Source organism: Pseudomonas sp. 18175 (assembly GCF_050432925.1).
Lineage (GTDB): Bacteria > Pseudomonadota > Gammaproteobacteria > Pseudomonadales > Pseudomonadaceae > Aquipseudomonas.
Window position 1 is genome coordinate 1 of sequence record NZ_JBKFTO010000040.1, and the last position, 21,880, is coordinate 21,880.

Genomic DNA, 21,880 nt, shown 5'->3' on the forward strand with positions numbered 1-21,880 from the left:
ACCCTATCGGGACGGTGTACTTGAACCCTGAAAGGGAGCTGACCGTAGTGATAAAAGTCGCGTAGCACGACGGTGGACGCGACAACTACCTTGAAAAACGCCGCGCGAAGGCTGGCATCAAATTCTTGAGACGCAGGCGGCCGTCAGCAGCGTGCAGCAGCAAATTACTCAACAGATTGAACGGATCATTTGACTTGATCAGCGACAGATTGGGGATACAGGTCTGATAAATGATCTGATCAGGCCGCATCTCATTACTCGTGATCAACTGATAGGTGCCGCCAGGTACCTCGTGCGACAGGTTGTAAAACGAGGACAGCGACGGCTGATTATCCAGATCGATAAGCAGGGTCCGAACACCTGCATCGGCGCAAAACGCGCCCAGATTAGCGCCAACCGTGATTTTACCCGGCCCGCCTTTGGTTGAACCGACTGCAGTGACTTTCATGGGGCTTACCTCTGAATCGTAGGATTTAGAGACGTCTTCATGCGCGTCACGCTGCGCGCTTCGATCACCCTGGCCAAATCCAAGGCAAAAAAAAGCCTGCATCGCTGCAGGCTTCTCTTTGTATCGCTATCTGGCTCCACGACCTGGACTCGAACCAGGGACCCAATGATTAACAGTCATTTGCTCTACCAACTGAGCTATCGCGGAATGCGCCGTATGTTACTGATTAAAAAGGGGAAGTCAAGCTTTCTCCGGCAATCAGTGCGTTTAAAGCGGCCTTCCGGTTGCAAGTTGTTGTTCTTTAGCCAATTCCAGCCAGGCCAGTGCCGCCGGTGGTAGGTGGGCGCCGGCGCGCCAGGCCAGGGCGATGTGCCAGTCGGTGTGGGGTTCGTCGAGGGGGATCAGGGCGATGCCAGCGTGCTGGTGTTTGTGCGCGAGCATCCGGGGAAGGAAGGCAACGCCAAGGCCGGCGGTCACCAGGTCGACGATAAAGTCGATCTGCCCGCTGCGGGCGGCGACGCGGGGCGTGACGCCTTTGCGCTCACAGGCCGCGAGGATCTTGGCGTTGAGGGCAAACCCCGCCTCGAACAGGATGAAGGGTGAATCCGCAAGGTCGGTGAAGTCGATGCGCTCGCGCTGGGCCAAGGGGTGCTGGATGGGTAGCACGGCTATCAGGGGTTCATTGCGTACAGGTTGGTAGTCAAAACCTTCATCCACTGGCAATAACAGCGCCGCGAGATCCACCTCCCCCGCCTCCAGGCATTCACGCAGTTTTTTGCTGCCGTATTCGGTCAGTTCAATATCGATGTCCGGGTAGCGGCTGCGGTAAGTGGCGAACATGGTCGCGAACAACACGCCACAACCCACCGGAGGCAGGCCGATGCGCAGTTGACCGCGCTTGAGGCCGCGCAGGTCGTTGATCTCGGCCACCAGGTCGTTGTGTTCAGCCAGCAGCACCTGGGCGCGGCGGTAGGCGATTTCGCCCGCGGCGGTCAGTTCGTTGCGGTGGCCAAGGCGGTTGAGCAACGGCGTGCCCAGTTCGTCTTCCAGGGTCTTGACCGCCTTGCTCACGGTGGATTGGGTCAGGGACACCACCTCGGCCGCCTGGGAGAAACCACCCTGGCGCACCACCTCGACAAAGGCGCGTAATGTTCTGAGGTTCATCCGTATTCCTTTTGCGACTGGCTGCTAGCGATAAAAGTTGTTTTTATCATGCCAGATTTTTACCTATCCTGACCCGCCCTGCCTTGTGGAGATACCGTTCATGATCATCTCGTCCGCCTCCGACTACCGCGCAGCCGCCAAGCGCAAGCTGCCGCGCTTTCTGTTCGACTACATCGATGGCGGCGCCTACGCCGAACACACGATGCGGGCGAACAGTTCGGACTTGGCCGAGATCAGCCTGCGCCAGCGCATCCTGCGCAATGTCGACAGCCTGAGCCTCAAGACCACGCTGTTTGGCCAGGAACTGGACATGCCGGTGATCCTGAGCCCCGTGGGCCTGACGGGCATGTACGCGCGACGCGGTGAAGTGCAGGCGGCCAAGGCGGCGGCGAACAAAGGTATTCCGTTCTGCCTGTCGACGGTGTCGGTGTGCCCGATTGAAGAAGTGGCCTCGCAAAGCGCCCAGGCCATCTGGTTCCAGCTGTATGTGCTCAAGGACCGTGGCTTTATGCGCAATGCGCTGGAACGTGCCCAGGCTGCCGGGGTGACCACGCTGGTGTTTACCGTGGACATGCCCACGCCGGGCGCACGCTATCGTGACGCACACTCGGGCATGTCCGGGCCGTTCGCGGCACAGCGACGCATGCTGCAAGCCGTCACCAAGCCGCAATGGGCGTTCGATGTGGGCTTGATGGGCCGCCCCCACGACTTGGGCAATATCTCCAAGTACCTGGGCAAACCCACCCATCTGGAAGACTACATCGGCTGGCTGGCGAATAATTTCGACGCGTCCATCAGTTGGAAAGACTTGGAGTGGATCCGCGACTTCTGGAAAGGCCCGATGATCATCAAGGGCATCCTCGACCCCCAGGACGCCAAGGACGCCGTGAGTTTCGGCGCCGATGGCATCGTGGTTTCCAACCATGGCGGCCGTCAGTTGGACGGCGTGCTGTCCACCGCCAAAGCCTTGCCGGCAATTGCCGAAGCGGTAGGCGATGACCTCACGGTGCTGGTGGATTCGGGCATTCGCTCAGGGCTCGACGTGGTGCGCATGCTCGCCCTGGGTGCCAAGGCCTGCCTGCTGGGGCGCGCCACCGCTTACGCATTGGCCGCCGACGGCCAGCACGGCGTGGAAAACCTGCTGGACATCTTCGCCAAGGAAATGCGCGTGGCCATGACCCTCACCGGGGTCACCTCCATCGCGCAGATCGACCGCTCGACCCTGGTCTAAGCCTTCTGCTCGACGATCCCACGCGCCTTGAGTTGGGCCAGTTGCTCCGCTGACAGGCCCAACCGTTGCCCAAGGATATCGTCGGTGTGCTGCCCCAGCATGGGCGCGGGCCGCACGTACTCCACCGGCGTGCCGGACATCTTGATCGGGCTGCCGACCATGGCGAAATCCGGGTTCTGCGGATGGGGGATGTTCACCATCAGGTTGCGCGCAATCACTTGGGGCTCTTCCAACGATTGGGCGATGGAATTGATCGCCCCCACCGGCACCTTCGAAGCGTGAATGCACGCCACCCACTCATCCGCGCTGCGCCCGAGAAAATGCGCCGAGAGCACTGCGACGATCTCTTCGCGATGGGCCACGCGGTCAGCGTTACGCCGAAAGCGCGGGTCATCCGGCAAGTGCGGCAAGCCGATGCTCTGGCACAGGGCGATAAACTGGCTGTCGTTGCCACAGGCGATGATGAAGTCACGGTCGGCGGCGCGGAACACCTGGTACGGCACGATATTGGCGTGGGCATTGCCATAGCGCTGGGGCACCTTGCCCGAGGCCAGGTAGTTCATGCTTTGGTTCGCCAGCGTCGCGACCTGCACATCCAGCAACGCCATATCAATATACTGACCCACGCCGGTACGCTCACGGCTGAGCAACGCAGCCTGGATCGCCACGGTGGAATACAGGCCGGTCATCAGGTCGGAAAACGCCACGCCGACTTTTTGCGGGCCGCCGCCGGGCAAGTCATCGCGCTCGCCGGTGATGCTCATCAAGCCGCCGATGCCCTGGATGATGAAGTCGTAGCCGGGTTCTTCGGCACGCGGGCCGGTCTGGCCGAACCCGGTGATCGAGCAATAGACCAGGCGCGGGTTGATCTCGGCCAAGGTTGCGTAATCCAGGCCATAGCGCGCCAGGGAGCCGGCCTTGTAGTTCTCGATCAACACATCAGAACTGGCGGCCAATGCCCGCACCAATTCCTGGCCCTCGGGGCTGGCCAGGTCGATCGCCACCGATAACTTGCCGCGATTGGTGGACTGATAATAAGAGGCCTCGCCGGACGAATCGCCCGCGTCGGTCTTCATCCAGGGCGGCCCCCAGCCACGGGTGTCGTCGCCGCTGGTTGGGCGTTCGATCTTGATCACTTCGGCACCGAGGTCGGCCAACACTTGCCCGCACCAGGGGCCGGCCAGCACACGGCTTAAATCCAATACCCGCAAACCTGTCAATGCACCCATTGTTCTTATCCTGTGAGGTGGGGAAATCAGCCGACTTGCGGCTCTTCATGGCGCAGGGAAATCCCCAGCATCGCTCGCCGGCGCAACCAGGGGCTGGGGCGGTAACGCGGGTCGTGGGTGAGTTCGCTCATGCGCTGCAAAATCGTGAGGATGCGCCGTGGCCCGAGGGCATCGCCCCAGGCCAGCGGGCCGTGTGGGTAGCCCAGCCCCAGGTGCACCGCCTGGTCAATATCGTCGACGCTGGCGATGCGCTGCTGGGCAATGTCGCAGGCGAGGTTGACCACCATCGCCAGGGTGCGCTGGGCGACAAAACCGACGCTGTCGCCGATAACCGTCACCCCCACACCGTCAGCCGCCAGCAAGGCATGGGCCGCGTCACGCATGACGGGGGATGTGAGTGGGTTTTGCATCAAGGTGCGATGGCGCGACAGGTCCGTCAGCAGGTCGATGCACAGCGTACGCGCGGGATCGGTGTCAAAGCGTACGCAGGCGCTGGTGGCGTCGCGGCCGTACGGCGCCAGCAGGCACAGCGCCTGGGAAGACGGCTGTGCCGCGCTTTCCAGGTGGGCGCCGAGGTCTATCACCAGGCGGCTCAGGCGCTCGTAGTCTTCACTGTTTTCGGTGGCGATCCACACCGGCGGCATGGCTTGCACCAACGGCACTGGCTGAGGCTGCGGGCCATGAATGAGCTGGCCATTTTCATACTGATAAAAACCGTGGCCGCTCTTGCGCCCGAAACGCCCGCCCAGCAGCATCTGCCGGGTCAGGGGCGACGGTTTGTAGCGCGGCTCCTGGTAGAACTGGTTGTAGATTGACTCCATCACCGGGTGCGACACGTCCAGGCCAGTGAGGTCCAACAGCTCCAGCGGCCCCATGCGAAACCCAGCGCCGTCGCGCAGGATGCGGTCGATATCGCCGGGCTCGGCGATGCCCTCGTCGAGCATCTTCAGGGCTTCGGTGCCATAGGCACGCCCGGCGTGGTTGACGATAAACCCCGGGGTGTCCTTGGCGCGCACGCCGCGATGGCCGGTGCGCGCCACCAGCCCCAATAGGGCATCGCCGACGGCTGGCGCGGTGGCCAGGCCGTCGATCACTTCCACTACGCGCATCAACGGCACCGGGTTGAAAAAGTGCAGCCCGGCTACGCGCTCCGGGTGCCGCGAGCCAGCAGCAATGGCCGTGATCGACAGTGACGACGTGTTAGTGGCGAGGATGCACGTCGGGCTGACGATGCCTTCAAGTTGTTGCAGCAGGCCGCGCTTGGCGTCGAGGTTTTCGACGATGGCTTCGACAACCAGATCGCAGCCTTCCAAACCTTCAATGGTGTCGATGACGTGCACATTGGCCAGCGCCGCGTCCATCGCCGGCTGGCCTATCTTGCCCTTGGCCACCAGCTTGGCAAACGTAGCGGCAAGGCCGTCGCAGGCGGTTTGTGCCGCCCCGACGCGCGCATCGAACAAGCGCACCGTCACACCGGCCTGGGCGAAAATCTGCGCGATGCCTGCGCCCATCACGCCGGTGCCCACCAAACCCAAGGTGCTAAGGGTGTCGGTCATACCTATTCTCCTCGATAGTCAGGCTTGCGCTTCTCGAAGAACGCCGCGGCGCCCTCCTTCTGGTCCTTGGAATCGAACAGCAATTGGAACGCCTTGCGCTCCAGCACCAGGGCACTTTCCAACGGCAGGTCGGCACCGGCCAGCATCACTTCCTTGATCTGTTCCACCGCCAACGGCGGCAGCGCGGCGATCTGCGCAGCCAGCTCCAGGGCACGCGGCAGCGTCTGGTCATCGCTGACCACTTCGCTGAGCATGCCGATAGCCAGGGCTTCGTTCGCGCTGACCATGCAACCGGTGAGTGCGATGCGCATGGCCTGGAATTTACCCACCGCACGAATCAAGCGTTGGGTGCCGCCCGCGCCAGGCATCAAGCCCAGCTTCACTTCCGGCTGGGCAAACCGCGCCGACTCGCCCGCCACGATCAAGTCGCAGTGCATCGCCAACTCGCAGCCGCCCCCGAGGGCAAACCCGTTGACCGCTGCAATCACCGGCTTGGGGCAGCGGCTGATGGCTTCCCACAAGTATTCGGTGTGGCGCCGGTACATATCGATTGCACCGGCGCTGGCGAACTCCTTGATATCCGCACCGGCCACAAAGCATTGCTCGCCGCCGGTCAACACGATGGCGCGCACATCCCGGCGCCTGGCCAGTGCACGGAAGTGCTCGGCCAGCGCTTCGCGAACCTGGGCATTAAGAGCGTTTTTCACCTCGGGGCGGTGGATACGCACCACGGCCACGCCATTGTCCTGGACGTCGAGGGTTACCACGGATGGGTCTGCGCTGGTCACGTTCACTCCTGGTGCACTGTTCTTGTTAGTGGGACTATTGTAAGTTTCGCTATGCGAAACAACATTCCGTATTTAGCCATGATCATAAGTTTCGACTTGGCAGGTGTAAACGTAAAAACCCAACTCTTGCGAAAAACAGGCACTAACTCACTGTTTTATTGGACTTTATCCAACCACAAAATCGTTTCTCAAAAAGTTGCTTAGTTTCGCTGTGCGGAATATGATTTTGTTTTGTTGATTTTATAAAAAAATGAGGCTTAACATGCGCCGTCGAAACGCGGACACGGACAACACCGAAGTCCCTGCAGGCAACAACGCCTTCGAGCATTTGTTGATTGACCCGATGAACAACGATGAGGAAGAGGATAAAGACCGCCAGTTCGTCACCGCCCTGGCCCGCGGCCTGGAGTTGCTGCGTTGTTTCACGCCGAGCGAGAGCGTACTGGGCAACCAGGACCTGGCGCGCAAGACCGGGCTGCCAAAGCCGACGATCACCCGCATGACCCACACCCTCACACGGCTGGGTTACCTCAAGCACCTGCCGCAGTCGGGCCGGTACCAGTTGGACGTGGGCGTGATGGCCTTCGGTTACGCCATGTTGTCGAACCTGTCGGTACGGGCCGTGGCTCACCCGCTGATGGAGACCATGGCCAAGTACGCCCAGGCGGCCGTAGCGATGGCCACCCGGGACCGCCTGGACGCGGTGTACCTGGACGTGGTCCAGGGCGAAGCAAACATGACCATGCGCCGCCAGGTGGGTACGCGCTTGCCGTTGCACTTGAGTTCCGCAGGCCGCGCCTGCCTGGCCGCGATGCCGGAAAACGAGCGGGAGTTCATCCTCGACCACATCCGCCAGCGCCATCTGGAGGACTGGCCGACCATCCGCAAGGGGCTGGAACGCGCCTTCCGGGACTACACCGACTTCGGCTATTGCATGTCGATCGGTGAGTGGCACCGCGATGTCAACGCCATCGCCGTACCGCTGCTGCACGCACAACACGGCTTGCTGGCGTTCAACTGTGGCGGACCGAGTTTTCACCTCTCCCGGGAGAAACTCGAAGACGACATCGGCCCACGCCTCAAGCACATGGTGAACAATATCGAGGCCGCCGCCCGCTAGCTGGACACGTGCACGGCCTCGGCAGATTGACGATAACAGGCCCGCTCAACGGGCCGCTGAGGAATGCACATGATCCGAGACGCACAAACGCTTCATATCCTGGTGGACGCCATTGCGCAGTTCGTCGACGAAGCGCTGATCCCACGGGAAAACGAAGTCGCCGAGACCGATGAAATCCCGGCAGACATTGTCAGCCAGTTCCAGGACATGGGCCTGTTCGGCCTGACCATTCCCGAAGCCTACGGCGGCCTGGGCCTGACCATGGAAGAAGAGGTGACCATCGCCTTCGAGCTGGGGCGCACCTCCCCGGCCTTTCGCTCCTACTTCGGCACCAACAATGGCATCGGCTCCATCGGCATCCTGCTGGACGGCACCGATGCGCAGAAGGAACACTACCTGCCGTTGCTGGCCAGCGGTGAGTTGCTCAGCTCGTTCTGCCTCACCGAGCCCAACTCCGGCTCAGACGCTGCCTCACTGAAAACCACCGCCGTGCGCGATGGCGACCACTACGTGATCAACGGCACCAAGCGCTTTATCACCAACGCGCCCCACGCCGGGATTTTCACCGTGATGGCGCGCACCGACCCGGCGATCCGTGGCTCGGCGGGCATCAGCGCGTTTATTGTCGAGCGCGACACCCCCGGCCTGTCCCTGGGCAAGCGCGACCACAAGATGGGCCAGCAAGGCGCCCATACCAGCGACGTGATCTTCGACAATGTGCGCATCCCCGCTGCTCAGTTGATCGGCGGCGTCGAAGGCGTGGGCTTCAAGACCGCCATGAAGGTGCTCGACAAAGGCCGCCTGCACATCGCGGCCGTCAGCGTGGGCGCGGCCGAACGCATGTTGCACGACGCCCTGCACTACGCCATCGACCGCAAGCAGTTCGGCCAACCGATTGCTGAGTTCCAACTGATCCAGGCCATGCTCGCCGACAGCAAGGCCGAGATCTACGCCGCCCGCTGCATGGTGCTGGACGCAGCGCGCAAGCGTGACGACGGCCATGACATCGGCACCGAAGCTTCCTGCTCGAAGATGTTCGCCACTGAGATGTGCGGCCGGGTCGCCGACCGTTGTGTGCAGATCCATGGCGGCGCTGGCTATATCAGCGAGTACGCCATCGAACGTTTTTACCGGGATGTGCGCCTGTTCCGCCTGTATGAAGGCACCACGCAGATCCAGCAGTTGGTGATTGCCCGCAACATGATCCGCGCGGCGCAACGCTAGGCCTCACCGCTCCACCCATACCCAATGCCCTAACAACTACAACAAGGTATCGCTATGGAAGTCGCCGCATCGGCGGGCGCGTTGTCGCCTGCAAACAGCAAATTGTGGATTGTCGTGTTCATCTTCTGCTTCCTCGGGCTGTTGATCGACGGTGCAGACCTGATGTTGCTGTCCTACAGCCTCAGCAGCCTCAAGGCCGAGTTCGGCTTGACCAGTGTCGAAGCCGGCAGCCTGGGCAGCTTCACCCTCGCCGGCATGGCCATCGGTGGCATCTACGGTGGCTGGGCCTGTGACCGTTTCGGCCGGGTAAAAACCGTGGTGTGGAGCATCGTGCTGTTTTCCGTCGGCACCGCCGTACTGGGCATGACCCACAGCTATTGGCAGTTCGCGAGCACGCGGTTTTTCGCCTCCCTGGGCTTGGGCGCGCTGTATGTGGCGTGCAATACCCTGATGGCGGAGTACGTGCCGACTCGCTACCGCACCACGGTGCTGGGCACCCTGCAGGCCGGTTGGTCGGTGGGCTATATCGTCGCCACGTTGCTGGCGGGCTGGATCCTGCCGGAACACGGCTGGCGCTGGTTGTTCTACGTGGCGCTCATCCCCGTGATCCTCGCCGTACTGATGCAGCGTTTGGTGCCAGAACCCCAGGCCTGGGTCACCGCCCAGGCCGAGCGTGCAAAACACAAAGCCAGCGGCACCGGCACCACGCTCAAGAAAAAGCCCGACGGCATGTTCAAGCTGATCTTCAGCGACCCGAAGGCCAGCCGCATGTTCCTGCTCTGGGCCCTGACCGCAGGCTTCCTGCAATTTGGCTACTACGGCGTGAACAACTGGATGCCGTCGTATCTGGAAAGCGAACTGGGGATGAACTTCAAGTCGATGACCAGCTACATGGTCGGCACCTACGCAGCGATGATCTTCGGCAAGATCCTCGCTGGCCTGGCCGCAGACCGCCTGGGTCGCCGCGTGGTATTTGCGTTCGGCGCTCTGGGTACGGCGGTGTTTTTGCCGGTAATCGTGTTGTTCCAGAGCCCCGAGAACATCCTGTGGATGCTGGTGGTGTTCGGCTTCCTGTACGGGATCCCCTATGGCGTAAACGCGACGTACATGACCGAAAGTTTCGAGGCGAAATTCCGTGGCTCGGCCGTGGGCGGCGCCTACAACATCGGCCGTATTGGTGCGGCGGTGGCACCCGCGGCCATCGGGTTCCTGGCGTCCCATGGCTCCATCGGCATGGGCTTTTTGGTAATGGGCGGTGCGTACTTTATTTGCGGCGTGATTCCGGCGTTGTTTATTCGCGATAAACAATTCGACCCGCAAAAACAGTAAGTCTACCCCTGCCGACTTGCCAAATAACCGGCGCCATCGTTCAGCGACTGTTTTTAGCGATAAAAGCAGTCGATTGATTTAAAAGGAGTTTTATCTGAATTAACGGCATTGGCATGAATCTCGCTCTAACGCTGTTCAAGCAGGTTAAGCGATGACAAGACGTGCGGCAGTGCCCAGGGGTTATAACCCATTGCAAAGCGGTCTAAACTGTAACCAATGTTTTACGGAACTGAAGGAACAGTTAGACGCTTGGCACTTGCCACTCTCATCGAGCCTGTAAGACAGCTATGTGCTTAGAGGCCGTTTGCTTATGAAAACACCAACCCAGACCAACGCAATTGACTTTGACAGTGCCAAATTGCAACGCCTGGGGTTTGGTCAGCCATCCCTCCTTCCGCACCGCCCCACCACCATCACCCAACTGCGTCAGCAATTGGGCATGCAACTGCAGACCAGCCTGGAACCGGAGCGCATTCTCGGGGTGTTTTTCCGTGAAATACAGCGCTTGGTGCCACTGGACGCCCTGCAATACCGCCATGAAGCCAGCGACTTGCGCCTGGAGTTCGGTCATCGTGGCCATCACTCGGTCAGCTACAGCCTGAGCCATGAGGGCGAACACCTGGGCGAGTTGATCTTTCGGCGCAACCAGCGCCTGGCCGAAGAAGAACTCGGCCAGCTTGAGTCGCTGCTGGCCACCCTGCTGTACCCGATGCGCAACGCCCTGCTCTACCGCGCGGCGACCCGTAGCGCCCTGCGCGACCCGCTGACCGAGACCGGCAACCGCATCGCCATGGACCAGACCCTGCAACGGGAAATCGACATGGCGCGTCGGCACCTGAACCCGTTGTCCTTGCTGATGCTGGACATCGACCACTTCAAAGTCATCAACGACACCTACGGCCATGCCGCCGGCGATAGCGTATTGCGCGCCGTCGCCTCGGCAATCAAGCGCCAGTTGCGTAACGTGGACATGGTGTTTCGGTTTGGCGGGGAAGAGTTTCTGATCCTGCTGTCCAACACCGGCCGCGATGCGGCGGCCATGGTCGGCGAGCGCCTGCGCCAAGCGGCACAGGCCCAGGATTATTGGGCGGATGGCACACGGATCGAGTTGACGGTAAGTCTGGGCTGCTCGACGTTGCTGGCTGCCGAGTCTGCCGAAAGCCTGCTGCGCCGCGCCGACAGTGCCCTGTACGTGGCCAAGCGCGAAGGCCGCAACCGCTTGGCAATGGCGGGGTAATACGGGAACAGCCGCTGCAACTGTGGCGAGGGAGCTTGCTCCCGCTGGAGTGCGAAGCGCCCCCCAGCTTTTTGGGGCCGCTACGCAGCCCAGCGGGAGCAAGCTCCCTCGCCACACGTTATCGACTGTTACGCTTCGCTGGCAACCCGTTGGCGCTCACGCACCGCGACGGGGGCTTTGTCTTTCTCCAGGCGCATGCAGCTTTCCAGGAACAGGTACATGTAGTCGTAGCTCTTGGTCACGGCCTGGCGCAACTCTGCCTGCAACTGCTTGGTGGGGTTCATTCCGGCCAGGGTGCAGATGATTTCCAGGGCTTCCCATGGGTGGGCATCATCGTACTGCGCGTGCATCTTCAACCACTTCATTGCACGCTTGCGGTCTTCCTCGGGGAAGGCTGCCGCGTAGACGCCGGTGGAACACACCACGGCAGACCATTCCCCCGTCGCCCCCTCGATTGCATAGTTGGTCGCGGCAATGGCCACGATCAGCGAATCGGCCGAGCTTGTATGCCAGCACCAGTGACTCAGTGCGTGCAATTCCGGCGGCACGTTCTGGGCCTGCAACTCTTCCAGGCTGACCCCGTGGGCGCGGGCCCAATGCACCCAATAGTCGGCGTGGTTCAGTTCCACGCGAATATTGCGCATCAGCCAGCGGCGCGCCATGTCCTCCCCAGGATGGCGGGCAAATTTGGTCTTGGTGAGGTTTTGTGCCATGTACAAGGCAAACTGTTCAACCACGGGCCAGCCACCGATGAGGTAGTGGCGCATGGTCTTGGCGCTGAGCGTGTTATCGCGCATGCGCTGGTACAGTTCGTGTTCGACAACGCGACGCTTGCTCTCACTACAGTCCTGGATCAATTGTTGCGCCCAGGCGGGGTAACTCGAGGCTTCCATAAGCGGGCCGGTTCTGATGAATGTGTCGATCACTGTTAAGGCTCCTTTTTAAGTGTGATTGTACAGACCAGCAAATGTTTCAGCGGAATGTGCCGGGCGCCTTGAACAGCAACGGCTGCGGTCGCACAGGTCGACACTGCAAACTATCAAAGGTAAACAATTGCGGTCGTTCAATCAGGTAGCCCTGAGCGTAATCCACACCAATCTCGAGTAACGCCTGTTCGATCTGCGGTGTCTCGACAAACTCTGCAATTGTGCGCTTACCCATGACGTGGCCAATGTGGTTGATCACTTCGACCATCGCGCGGTTAATCGGGTCGTCCAGCATATCCTTTACGAAACTTCCATCGATCTTCAGGAAGTCTACAGGTAAATGTTTCAGATAAGCGAATGAGGACATACCGGCACAAAAGTCATCCAGAGAGAAATGACACCCTAAGGCTTTGAGTTCATTAATAAAGCGAATCGCACTGCCCAAGTTGGCAATCGCGCTGGTTTCAGTAATTTCGAAACAAATCATCGTTGGGGGGATGTTGTAAGTCTCAAATTTCTCACGCAAGAACCCAAGAAAGTCTTCATCGCCAATGGTGATGCCTGACAGATTGATCGCACACATCGCCATGGATCGACCGGGACGATCCTGCATGCACTGGGCGATGATCCTGAAGACGTTTTCCACCACCCAGCGATCCAATGACGTCATCAAACCGTAACGCTCGGCGGCAGGTATAAAGCTGTCTGGCAGGATGATCCGACCGGCTTCGTCGTGAAGGCGCAATAGAATCTCAATATGCCCGCTGCCGCCATCCGTATGCCCCAAGGGTGAGATCTCCTGGGCATACAGGCAGAACCGATTCTCTTCCAAGGCCATGTGCAAACGCTGCACCCAGGCCATTTCACCAAACCGCAAGGACAGCTCCGAGTCGTCGGCGTGGTACACCTGCACGCGGTTGCGACCTTTTTCCTTGGCCATGTAGCACGCCATGTCGGCGGCGCGCAGCGAGGTTTCCAGGGTGGTCGGGGCGTGGGAGATATGCACCAGACCAATGCTGACGGTGGTCATGAACGGCCGCCCCTTCCACACAAAGTGCAGGCTTTGCACGGTATGACGCAGGCTTTCGGCGATTTTTTCCGCCACTGCTGCCGGGCAGTTCTCCAGCAGGATGCCGAACTCATCGCCGCCCAGGCGCGCCAGGGTGTCGCCTTCGCGCAGGTCCGATTGCAACAGCGCGCAGATATGGCGCAGCAGCTCGTCGCCCGCCGCATGCCCGCAGGTGTCGTTGACCAGCTTGAACTGGTCCAGGTCAAGGAACATCAAGGCATGCCGACCGCCTTGGGCAAGCCCCGCCGGGTGCAACACTTGCTCCAGGCGATACTCGAACTCACGACGGTTGGCCAGGCCGGTCAACGCATCGTGCGTGGCCTGCCAAGAGAGGTTGGCGATGTATTGGCGTTCCTGGGTCATGTCGTGCAGTACCAACACCGCGCCGCTGACCTTGCCGGCACTGCGGATCGGTGCCCCCACCAGGGTCACCGAGACCGTGCTGCCGTCCAGCCGCTGGATGGTTTTGGAATGCTCGCTGCCGCCTCCAAGCCGGCCCTTGACGATATGTTCAATCAGGGTAAAGCCATCGGGCTGGGCATTGTCATCGAGCAGGTTGAACAGCGCCGCCAGGGGCAAGCCTTGGGCCTGGGCCGAGTTCCAGTGGGTCAGCGCCTCGGCCGCCGGGTTCATATAGGTAATGGCGCCGTCAACGTCGGTGGTGATCACCCCATCGCCAATCGACTCCAGGGTGATCTGTGCCCGCTCCTTCTCCTCCTGCAAAGCGTCGGCGAACGCATGGCGCTGGGTCAGCAGCTTGTGAGTGCGCAACAGTGCCAACACGATCAGGCCCAAGGCCGTGGCCAGGTTGGTGATCAACAGCAACCGCAGGATCATCCGCGAGCCTTCACCCAGCGCATCGCTGAACGCCTTGGCGGCGGGGGTCACGCCATCGTTGATGGCAATGATATGGGCTTTCCATTGGCGCACGTCGTTGGCGCTGACCTGGTCACGGGTGATTGACTGGTGCATCTCCTGGGCCAGGTCATCGAGCTGCACCAGGTAGCCATCGCCCACGGTCCACAGCTCAATGGCCTTTTCCAGGTAACTGAAATGGCGAAAATTGAGGTACAGCCAGATCAGGCTGGACACGTCATCGGGATGGTTGCCGCCCTTGAGGATGCCCAGGCGTGCAGCCGCCAGGTCCGGGGTTGGATGATCAAGGGCGATACGCAGTTCATGCCCGCCCTGAGGCACGGCAATCGCTTGCTGGTATTTGAGGTAAGTGGCTTCGTCGCGGTTATCGGCGTAGAGCGTCAAATAATAGATGGCGTCTTTCTGGCCCTTGGACCACAGGCTTTCGCCGGCCACGTAGCCACGCACGGCCGAAAGCACGTAGAGACTGACGCAGCCCAACAATGCCTGGAACAGCACGACGGCGATAAAGGGCCACACAATGCCCAACAGCCGAGGCGTTCCGAGAGTCCGCTTTTGCTTCATGAAGTCCCTTGCACATGCACTGCTGGATACGCACGCGAAAATCCGCTTCTGATCGCTCAGCCTAGGCCAGATCAACGCACTTGTTGCAAGTGTCCATACAGCTTGGCGTAAAGGCCGCCATCGGCAATCAACTGCTGATGGTCGCCATCCTCTGCAATGTGACCGCCGTCGAACACCAATACTCGATCTGCTTGCTTAACCGCCGACAAGCGGTGGGCGATGATCAGTGTAGTACGCCCACTGAGAAACCGCGCCAGCGCCTGGTGCAGGTTGTACTCGGTGGCGGCATCCAGTGCGGAAGTGGCTTCATCAAGGATGACCACCTTGGGCTCGGCCAACACCATCCGCGCAATCGCCAGGCGTTGGCGCTGCCCGCCGGAAAAACGCACGCCGGAACGCCCCACCACACTGTCCAGGCCCAAGGGCAGCGCTTTGACGGTAGCATCCAGTTGGGCAATTTCCAGTGCCTGCCAGCAGGCCAGGTCGCTGCGCTCACGCCCCATGGTCAGGTTGGCGCGTACGGTGTCGTTGAACAGCGCCGGGTGCTGCAGCACCACCGCGACGTTTTCGCGGATGGTCTCCAGGCCGATTTCCTGCTGGGTTGCACCGCCGAAACGAATGCTCCCGGCCTGGGGTGTATACAACCCGAGCAGCAGTTGCACCAGGGTACTTTTGCCGCCGCCACTGGCACCGACAATCGCAACCTTCTCGCCCGGTGCGATAGCCAGGTTCAGTTGGTCGAGGACCAGGTCTTCGCCATAACCGAAATTGAGGCCGCGCACTTCGATACCCACGGTCTCGTGCCCGGTGAATGGGTCTTCACCCCCGGCGTATTGAGGTTCATCGGCACGCGCCAGCAACTCGTTGATCCGCGTCAGCGCCCCGCCCGCCGCGTAGTAGGCGTATTGCAGGTTCAGCAGTTGCTCCACCGGGCCGATCATGAACCACAGGTAGCTGAACACCGCGAGCATCTGGCCGATGGACAGGTCCGAGAACAGCACCGTGAGCATGGCTGCCGCACGGAAGATGTCGATGCCGAACTGGAACAGCAAGCCACTGGCGCGACTGGAGGCGTCGGTTTTCCATTGCGAGTGGATGGCGTAATCGCGCACTTCCTGGGCGCGCTGACCAAGGCGCCCGAGGAAGAAGCCCTGACGGTTGCCGGCGCGCACTTCCTGGATCGCATCCAGGGTCTCGGTCAGCGCCTGGGTAAAGCGCGAAGTACTGTCGTTTTCCAGTTTTTTCAGGTGTTTGACGCGCTTGCCCAACTGCACCGTGGCGTAGATCACCAAGGGGTTGAACAGCAAAATCAACAGCGCCAGTTGCCAATGCATCCACACCAAAATGGCCGAGGTGCCCACCAGGGTCAGCATGGCCACCAGGAAACGGCTGAGGGTTTCGCCGACGAATTTGTCCAGGGTGTCGAGGTCGGTGACCAGGTGCGTGGTGACGGTGCCACTGCCCAGGCTTTCGTACTCGCCGAGGGAAATCCGTTTGAGCCGTTCGATCAGGCGCACACGGATGCGGTACACGATGTCCTTGGCCAAGCGCGCAAACAGCCGCGCCTGCACCACGTTGAACACCAGGGCGCCGCAGCGCAGGCACAAGGTCACCAGCAGCATCAGGCCGATGTAACCGGCGGCTTTCTGCCAGCCCAACGGCAAGGCGTGGTTCATCACTTTGAGCGCAGCATCGCCATGGCCCAGCAGCACTTCGTCTACCAGCAACGGCAACAGCAGGGGGATTGGCACGCTGCACAGGGTTGCCAGCACGGCGACGCCATTGGCGATCCACAGGGACTTTTTGTGGCGCAGGGCCAGGCGGCGGATTTCTGCCCAGGTCAGTCGATCAGTGCGTTGGACGGGTTCATGCACAGCTTGCCCGCTCCAGCCATCGCCCCAGTAAAGGCGACAGTTCAGACAACGGTTGGTAGCCGTTGGTCAGCAACGCCAACTGGCCGTTGCGTTCGGCCAACAACGTCGGGAAACCGGCGATGCCCAAATCCTGAACCCACGTAAAATCAGCCGCGGTGGCCGCATGCTGCTCGGCGCGGTCAAAGGCGCCGGCAAACTCGATACGCGGAATGCCCGCCTCCTCGGCCAGTTCCACCAGCACGCTGGCGAGGGTCACATCGCGCCCCTCGACATAAAACGCCCGCTGGATCAGCCCCAGCAGCGTCCACGCACAATCTGGCGCCAGGCTGCGCGCCGTCACGATGGCGCGACAGGCCGGCTCGGTGTCGTACACAAAACCGTCGGGCAACGCGCCTTCGCGCTTGAACGGTTGGCCGGTGGCTTCGGTGACCGCCTGCCAGTGCTCCAAAATGTAGCGCCGTGTGGTCGGCTCCAACGCCGCGCCGCTGCCGGTGCGCAAGCCGCCCACCACCAGGTGCAGCTCCACGCCGGCCGCCTGGGCCTGTGCCACCAACGCCTCGGCCACCGGGGCAAAGCCCCAGCACCAGGAACACATCGGGTCCATTACATAGAGCAGGCGCGCAGACATGGCTCAGGCCTCGGAAGGAGATTGCTTGTAGTTGAAGCCAATCGGGTGCGGCATGTTGCGCGCCTTGGCCAGTTCGATCTGCTTTTGGCGGTCGATGGCGCTGCGACGGGTCTTCTCCGGCAGTTTGTCCCAGCAGTGCGGGCAACTGATGCCGGCGACATAGTGCTCGGATGTGCGGTCTTCGACGCTGATCGGCGTACGGCAGGCATGACATTGATCGTAGTCGCCTTCGCTCAAGTCGTGGCGCACGGTCACGCGATTATCAAAAACAAAGCAGTCGCCCTGCCATTTGGTCTCTTCCTGCGGCACCTCTTCGAGGTACTTCAGGATGCCGCCCTTAAGGTGGTAAACCTCACCATAACCTTCACTGAGCATGTAGCTCGACGCTTTCTCGCACCGAATGCCACCGGTGCAGAACATGGCGACTTTCTTGTGCACAGCCGGGTCGAAGTTGGCTTTGATATAGTCGGGAAATTCGCGAAAACTGGTGGTTTTCGGGTCGATCGCGCCTTCAAAGGTGCCGATGGACACTTCGTAGTCGTTACGGGTGTCGATCAGCAGCACTTCCGGATCGCTGATCAGTGCGTTCCAGTCCTGCGGGTCGACGTAGGTGCCGACTTTTTTGTTCGGGTCGACGCCTTCAACGCCCAGGGTCACGATCTCTTTCTTGAGCTTGACCTTGGTGCGGTAGAACGGCTGGTCGTCGCAATAGGATTCTTTGTGGTCGATGTCGACCATGCGCGGGTCGTTCTTCAGCCAGGCCATCAGGCCATCAATGCCTTCGCGGCTGCCGGAAACGGTGCCGTTGATGCCTTCTTCGGCGATCAGCAAGGTGCCTTTGATGCCGTTGTCGACCATCGCCTGCAGCAGTGGCTCACGCAGGGCGACGTAATCTTCGAGGGTGACGAACTTATACAGTGCCGCCACGACAATCGGTTGAGTCATGGGTGTTCTCTCCAGGTGGCTACCCTCGTAAAGGGTGAACCGGATGCAAAAAAAACGCGCCGGCTAAGCGGCGCGTTGCGGATTCTATCAGGGATACCCCGTCAATGTCCGCCGGCGCAGGTCGGCGAGGCCGGGGCTGCGTCGATTTTCGCCCACTCTTCGGGCGTGTAGGTATGCAGCGCCAGCGCATGAAACTCGCTCATCAGGTCGCCCAGGGTGGCGTAGACCTTCTGGTGGCGCTTGACGCGGTTGAGCCCCTCAAACTGCGGGCTGACCAGCACGGCCTTGAAGTGGGTCTGCAACCCACGGCTGTGCATGTGGCTTTCATCCAGCACGCTCAAATGGTCGGTGCCCAGGGCGGCAAGCGCCGTTTCGATACGCTGTTGCATGGTCATTCCTGCTTACTTCTTCTTGGCCGGGGCGGCGGCTTTAGGCGCCAGCTCGTTGGTCATGTCTTCCAACAGCTTGTTCACCACCGGCACGGCGCTTTCCAGCTTGGCCTGGGTCATCTGGGCCGATTGCTGGGTCAGTTGCGGCATTTTTTCCAAGACTTTCTTGCCCAGTGGCGACTGGTAGAAGGCAACCAGGTCCTTGAGTTCCGATTCGCTGAAGTTGGTGGTGTAGAGCTTGACCATGTCCGGTTTCAGCTTCGGCCAGCCAATGGCCTGGTCCAGGGCGGCGTTGGCCTTGGCCTGATAGCTGTCCAGTACGGACTGCTTGGCGGCAGGCGCCTTGGTCTGTTCGAAACGCTGGGCGAACATTTGCTGCACTTGCATGTACACCGGGGTACCCAGCTTGTCGGCATGGGCCAGGGTAAGGAAGGCTTCGGCACTGGCGTTGTGGCTGGCGGTATCGGCAAGAACCTGGCCGCTGGCGCAAACCAGAGCAACCGCGGTACAGATGGCACGAAGACGAGTCATCGAGTTTCCTTTTCTAGCAGGCGAGGTAAGACCCCAAGGGCGCCCATTCTGCGCCTAAAAAACCTTAAGGCTCAACCCCGGGCCTTGTAGGGAAAGGATTTTGAGCCAGATGAATCCGATGAAAAGTCTTTTACGGAACCCACCCGGCCGATCACGGCCTAAACTGCGCAAACCGACTTCAAGGAGAGTGCCCGATGAGCCGTATCGAAACCGACAGCCTGGGAGAAGTGAATGTCCCGGATGACGCTTACTGGGGCGCCCAGACCCAACGCTCACTGGTGAACTTCGCCATCGGCGAGCAACGCATGCCGCTCGCGGTACTGCACGCCCTGGCCCTGATCAAGAAAGCCGCGGCACGGGTCAACGACCGTAATGGCGACTTGCCCGCCGACATCGCCCGCCTGATCGAACAGGCCGCCGACGAAGTGCTGGCCGGCCAACATGACGACCAGTTCCCCCTAGTGGTCTGGCAGACCGGCAGCGGCACCCAAAGCAACATGAACGCCAATGAAGTGATCGCCGGCCGCGCCAATGAACTGGCAGGCAACGCGCGAGGCGGCAAAAGCCCGGTGCACCCCAACGATCATGTGAACCGCTCCCAGAGTTCCAACGACTGCTTCCCTACCGCCATGAGCATCGCGGCGGTGCAGGCGGTGCATCAACGCTTGCTGCCGGCCATCGCCACCCTGTCTGGCGGTTTGGCTGAATTGGCCGCACGCCATATGAAGCTGGTGAAAACCGGGCGTACCCACATGATGGACGCCACGCCGATCACCTTCGGCCAGGAACTCTCAGCCTTTATCGCCCAACTCGACTACGCCGAACGCGCCGTGCGCAGCGCCCTGCCCGCCGTGTGCGAGTTGGCCCAGGGCGGTACGGCGGTCGGCACCGGGCTCAATGCGCCCCACGGTTTTGGCGAGGCGATTGCCTCTGAGCTGGCGGCGCTGTCGGGCCTGCCGTTCGTCACCGCACCGAACAAATTTGCCGCCCTCTCCGGCCACGAACCCCTGGTGACCCTGCACGGCGCCCTGAAAACCCTGGCCGTGGCCCTGATAAAAATCGCCAATGACCTGCGCCTACTGGGCTCCGGCCCGCGTGCTGGGCTCGCTGAGGTCAAGTTGCCGGCCAACGAGCCGGGCAGCTCGATCATGCCGGGCAAGGTTAATCCCACGCAGTGCGAAGCGCTGTCGATGCTGGCCTGCCAGGTATTGGGCAATGACGTGACCATCGGCATCGCGTCCAGCCAAGGCCACTTGCAGCTCAACGTGTACAAGCCGGTGATCATCCACAACCTGCTGGAATCAATCCGTTTGCTGGCCGATGGCTGCAACAACTTCCAGGAACACTGCGTGGCCGGCCTTGAGCCCGACGCCGTGCAAATGGCCGAGCACCTGGAGCGCGGGCTGATGCTGGTGACCGCCCTCAACCCGCATATCGGCTACGACAAGTCCGCGGAAATCGCCAAGAAGGCCTACGCCGAAGGGTTGACGCTACGGGAAGCGGCACTGCAACTGGGCTACCTCACGGACGCAGAATTCGACCAGTGGGTGCGCCCGGAAAACATGCTCGGCGCCTAGGACGCCATGCGCAACCGCCGGGCCTTGAGCCCGGCCATCAACGACGGCGCCAGCGCCACGGTCGCCGAGCCCAACACCACCACCAACGCCCCGGCATAGCCCAGGGCGTTGATGTCTTCAGCCTGCACATAGTCCGGCCACAGCCACGCCGCCAGGGCCACGGCGACAAAGGTCACCAACGGCGTGAGCGCCAGGGTCGCACTGACCCGCGAGGCCTCCCAGTGGGCGAGCGCTTCGGCAAACGCGCCATAGGCCACCAGGGTGTTCATGCAGCATGCCAGCAACAGCCAGCCTTGCGTTGGGCTCAGGTCCAGCGCTTCCAGCGGGTGCGCCCAGGGCGTGAGCAATACGGCGCAGCACAGGTAGATCACCATCATCACTTGCAACGAATTCCAAACCGTCAGCAATTGCTTCTGGCCCAGGGCGTAGAACACCCAAATGGACGTGGCGAGCAAAATCGTCAGTACGCCAGCGGTATAGGTGCCCAGGGACGTGAGCAATTCCGTCAGGCGCTGGTTGAAGAACAGGCCGAAACCTGCGACCAACACTACCAGCCCCAGTACTTGCCCCAGGCTAAACCGCTCCTTGAACACAAACACACTGGCGATCATCAAAAAGATCGGGCCCATCTGCACCACCAACTGCGCAGTACCGGGGCTGAGCATTTGCAGGCCCACCAGGTACAGCACGTAATTGCCCACCAAGCCGCACACCGCCATAGCCACCAGCCAGCCGCCCTTGGGGCCGAGCACTTTGCGGCTGGGCAGGCGTTTGGTCAGTGCCAGGTAGATGAACAAGCATCCGCCGGCGACGGTCAGGCGAAACCAGGTGACGGTGATCGGGTCCATCACCTGCAGCACCTGCTTGAGTTTGATCGGCAGGATGCCCCAGAGAAACGCGGTCAGCAGGGTCAGGAGAAAACCGTAGACCCAGCGGCCGGAAGAGATGTGCATGAGTGCCCCAAAAAGCCGGAGGAAGTTGTGCGGGCATTCTAGGGGTAAGCGCACGATTCGCGATACGACACAGTTCAAATGTGGGAGCGGGGGGGGGGGGGGGGGGGGGGGGGGGGGGGGGGGGGGGGGGGGGGGGGGGGGGGGGGGGGGGGGGGGGGGGGGGGGGGGGGGGGGGGGGGGGGGGGGGGGGGGGGGGGGGGGGGGGGGGGGGGGGGGGGGGGG

18 protein-coding genes, 1 tRNA gene and 1 pseudogene are annotated in these 21,880 nt (G+C 61.3%); 6 read left to right on the forward strand and 14 right to left on the reverse strand.

Annotation, left to right across the window (positions count from 1 at the left end; translation table 11 throughout):
• Window positions 1-94 precede the first annotated feature (94 nt).
• From ACLD1Y_RS30785 to ACLD1Y_RS30795, 3 genes and pseudogenes are all read right to left on the reverse strand, one after another.
• Window positions 95-448 (reverse strand): annotated as a pseudogene (locus tag ACLD1Y_RS30785) (ParA family protein); the annotation flags it as partial.
• A 131-nt stretch (window positions 449-579) separates the two neighbouring features.
• Window positions 580-655 (reverse strand) — tRNA-Asn (locus tag ACLD1Y_RS30790).
• A gap of 60 nt (window positions 656-715) precedes the next feature.
• A complete protein-coding gene (locus ACLD1Y_RS30795; protein ID WP_429481413.1) occupies window positions 716-1,612 on the reverse strand; it encodes a LysR family transcriptional regulator in 897 nt (298 codons plus the stop codon).
• A 100-nt stretch (window positions 1,613-1,712) separates the two neighbouring features.
• Here ACLD1Y_RS30795 and lldD point away from each other — a divergent pair, with 100 nt between their 5' ends.
• A complete protein-coding gene (gene lldD / locus ACLD1Y_RS30800) occupies window positions 1,713-2,843 on the forward strand; it encodes an FMN-dependent L-lactate dehydrogenase LldD (protein ID WP_429481414.1) in 1,131 nt (376 codons plus the stop codon).
• Here lldD and ACLD1Y_RS30805 read toward each other — a convergent pair.
• From ACLD1Y_RS30805 to ACLD1Y_RS30815, 3 genes are read right to left on the reverse strand one after another with little or no spacing between them, the layout of a single operon-like run.
• Window positions 2,840-4,072, reverse strand: a complete 1,233-nt coding sequence (locus ACLD1Y_RS30805) for a CaiB/BaiF CoA transferase family protein (protein WP_429481415.1) — start codon at window positions 4,070-4,072, stop codon at window positions 2,840-2,842. The genes lldD and ACLD1Y_RS30805 overlap by 4 nt on opposite strands.
• A gap of 26 nt (window positions 4,073-4,098) precedes the next feature.
• Entirely contained in the window at window positions 4,099-5,628 is a 1,530-nt protein-coding gene (locus tag ACLD1Y_RS30810) for a 3-hydroxyacyl-CoA dehydrogenase (protein ID WP_429481416.1), read from the reverse strand.
• Window positions 5,629-5,630: 2 nt separating this feature from the next.
• Window positions 5,631-6,416: an enoyl-CoA hydratase gene (locus ACLD1Y_RS30815; protein ID WP_429481417.1), complete on the reverse strand. Its 786-nt coding sequence runs from the start codon at window positions 6,414-6,416 to the stop codon at window positions 5,631-5,633.
• Between the two features lie 250 nt (window positions 6,417-6,666).
• Here ACLD1Y_RS30815 and ACLD1Y_RS30820 point away from each other — a divergent pair, with 250 nt between their 5' ends.
• The 4 genes from ACLD1Y_RS30820 (at window position 6,667) to ACLD1Y_RS30835 (ending at window position 11,326) form a co-directional block, all read left to right on the forward strand.
• Window positions 6,667-7,536: an IclR family transcriptional regulator gene (locus tag ACLD1Y_RS30820; protein ID WP_429481418.1), complete on the forward strand. Its 870-nt coding sequence runs from the start codon at window positions 6,667-6,669 to the stop codon at window positions 7,534-7,536.
• A 69-nt stretch (window positions 7,537-7,605) separates the two neighbouring features.
• Window positions 7,606-8,760 (forward strand): acyl-CoA dehydrogenase family protein, encoded by a 1,155-nt coding sequence (locus tag ACLD1Y_RS30825; RefSeq protein WP_429481419.1) that lies wholly within the window; start codon window positions 7,606-7,608, stop codon window positions 8,758-8,760.
• 54 nt (window positions 8,761-8,814) lie between these two features.
• Window positions 8,815-10,089: an MFS transporter gene (locus ACLD1Y_RS30830; RefSeq protein ID WP_429481420.1), complete on the forward strand. Its 1,275-nt coding sequence runs from the start codon at window positions 8,815-8,817 to the stop codon at window positions 10,087-10,089.
• A 310-nt stretch (window positions 10,090-10,399) separates the two neighbouring features.
• The gene (locus ACLD1Y_RS30835) at window positions 10,400-11,326 is read left to right on the forward strand and encodes a GGDEF domain-containing protein (protein ID WP_429481421.1); all 927 of its coding nucleotides are present in this window, start codon (window positions 10,400-10,402) and stop codon (window positions 11,324-11,326) included.
• Window positions 11,327-11,454: 128 nt separating this feature from the next.
• Here the strand turns inward: ACLD1Y_RS30835 and ACLD1Y_RS30840 are convergent, their stop codons facing one another.
• From ACLD1Y_RS30840 to ACLD1Y_RS30870, 7 genes are all read right to left on the reverse strand, one after another.
• Entirely contained in the window at window positions 11,455-12,219 is a 765-nt protein-coding gene (locus ACLD1Y_RS30840; RefSeq protein WP_429481433.1) for a TenA family transcriptional regulator, read from the reverse strand.
• 79 nt (window positions 12,220-12,298) lie between these two features.
• On the reverse strand, window positions 12,299-14,761 hold the full coding sequence (locus ACLD1Y_RS30845; protein WP_429481422.1) for an EAL domain-containing protein: 2,463 nt from the start codon (window positions 14,759-14,761) through the stop codon (window positions 12,299-12,301).
• Between the two features lie 71 nt (window positions 14,762-14,832).
• On the reverse strand, window positions 14,833-16,635 hold the full coding sequence (locus ACLD1Y_RS30850; protein ID WP_429481423.1) for an ABC transporter ATP-binding protein: 1,803 nt from the start codon (window positions 16,633-16,635) through the stop codon (window positions 14,833-14,835).
• Window positions 16,628-17,230 carry a DsbA family protein gene (locus ACLD1Y_RS30855; RefSeq protein WP_429481434.1) on the reverse strand — a complete coding sequence of 201 codons (603 nt, stop codon included), beginning with the start codon at window positions 17,228-17,230 and terminating at the stop codon, window positions 16,628-16,630. The genes ACLD1Y_RS30850 and ACLD1Y_RS30855 overlap by 8 nt, the downstream gene beginning before the upstream one ends.
• A gap of 36 nt (window positions 17,231-17,266) precedes the next feature.
• Window positions 17,267-18,208 (reverse strand): rhodanese-related sulfurtransferase, encoded by a 942-nt coding sequence (locus tag ACLD1Y_RS30860; protein WP_159962369.1) that lies wholly within the window; start codon window positions 18,206-18,208, stop codon window positions 17,267-17,269.
• A 101-nt stretch (window positions 18,209-18,309) separates the two neighbouring features.
• Window positions 18,310-18,603 carry a BolA family protein gene (locus ACLD1Y_RS30865; protein WP_069077894.1) on the reverse strand — a complete coding sequence of 98 codons (294 nt, stop codon included), beginning with the start codon at window positions 18,601-18,603 and terminating at the stop codon, window positions 18,310-18,312.
• A 6-nt stretch (window positions 18,604-18,609) separates the two neighbouring features.
• The gene (locus ACLD1Y_RS30870; RefSeq protein ID WP_014719258.1) at window positions 18,610-19,128 is read right to left on the reverse strand and encodes a DUF2059 domain-containing protein; all 519 of its coding nucleotides are present in this window, start codon (window positions 19,126-19,128) and stop codon (window positions 18,610-18,612) included.
• 194 nt (window positions 19,129-19,322) lie between these two features.
• Between ACLD1Y_RS30870 and ACLD1Y_RS30875 the strand changes: the two genes are divergently transcribed.
• A complete protein-coding gene (locus tag ACLD1Y_RS30875; protein ID WP_429481424.1) occupies window positions 19,323-20,705 on the forward strand; it encodes a class II fumarate hydratase in 1,383 nt (460 codons plus the stop codon).
• On the opposite strand, the gene ACLD1Y_RS30880 is transcribed toward ACLD1Y_RS30875, so the two are convergent.
• Window positions 20,702-21,658, reverse strand: a complete 957-nt coding sequence (locus ACLD1Y_RS30880; protein WP_429481435.1) for a DMT family transporter — start codon at window positions 21,656-21,658, stop codon at window positions 20,702-20,704. The two genes, ACLD1Y_RS30875 and ACLD1Y_RS30880, sit on opposite strands and share 4 nt — an antisense overlap.
• Window positions 21,659-21,880: the final 222 nt, after the last annotated feature.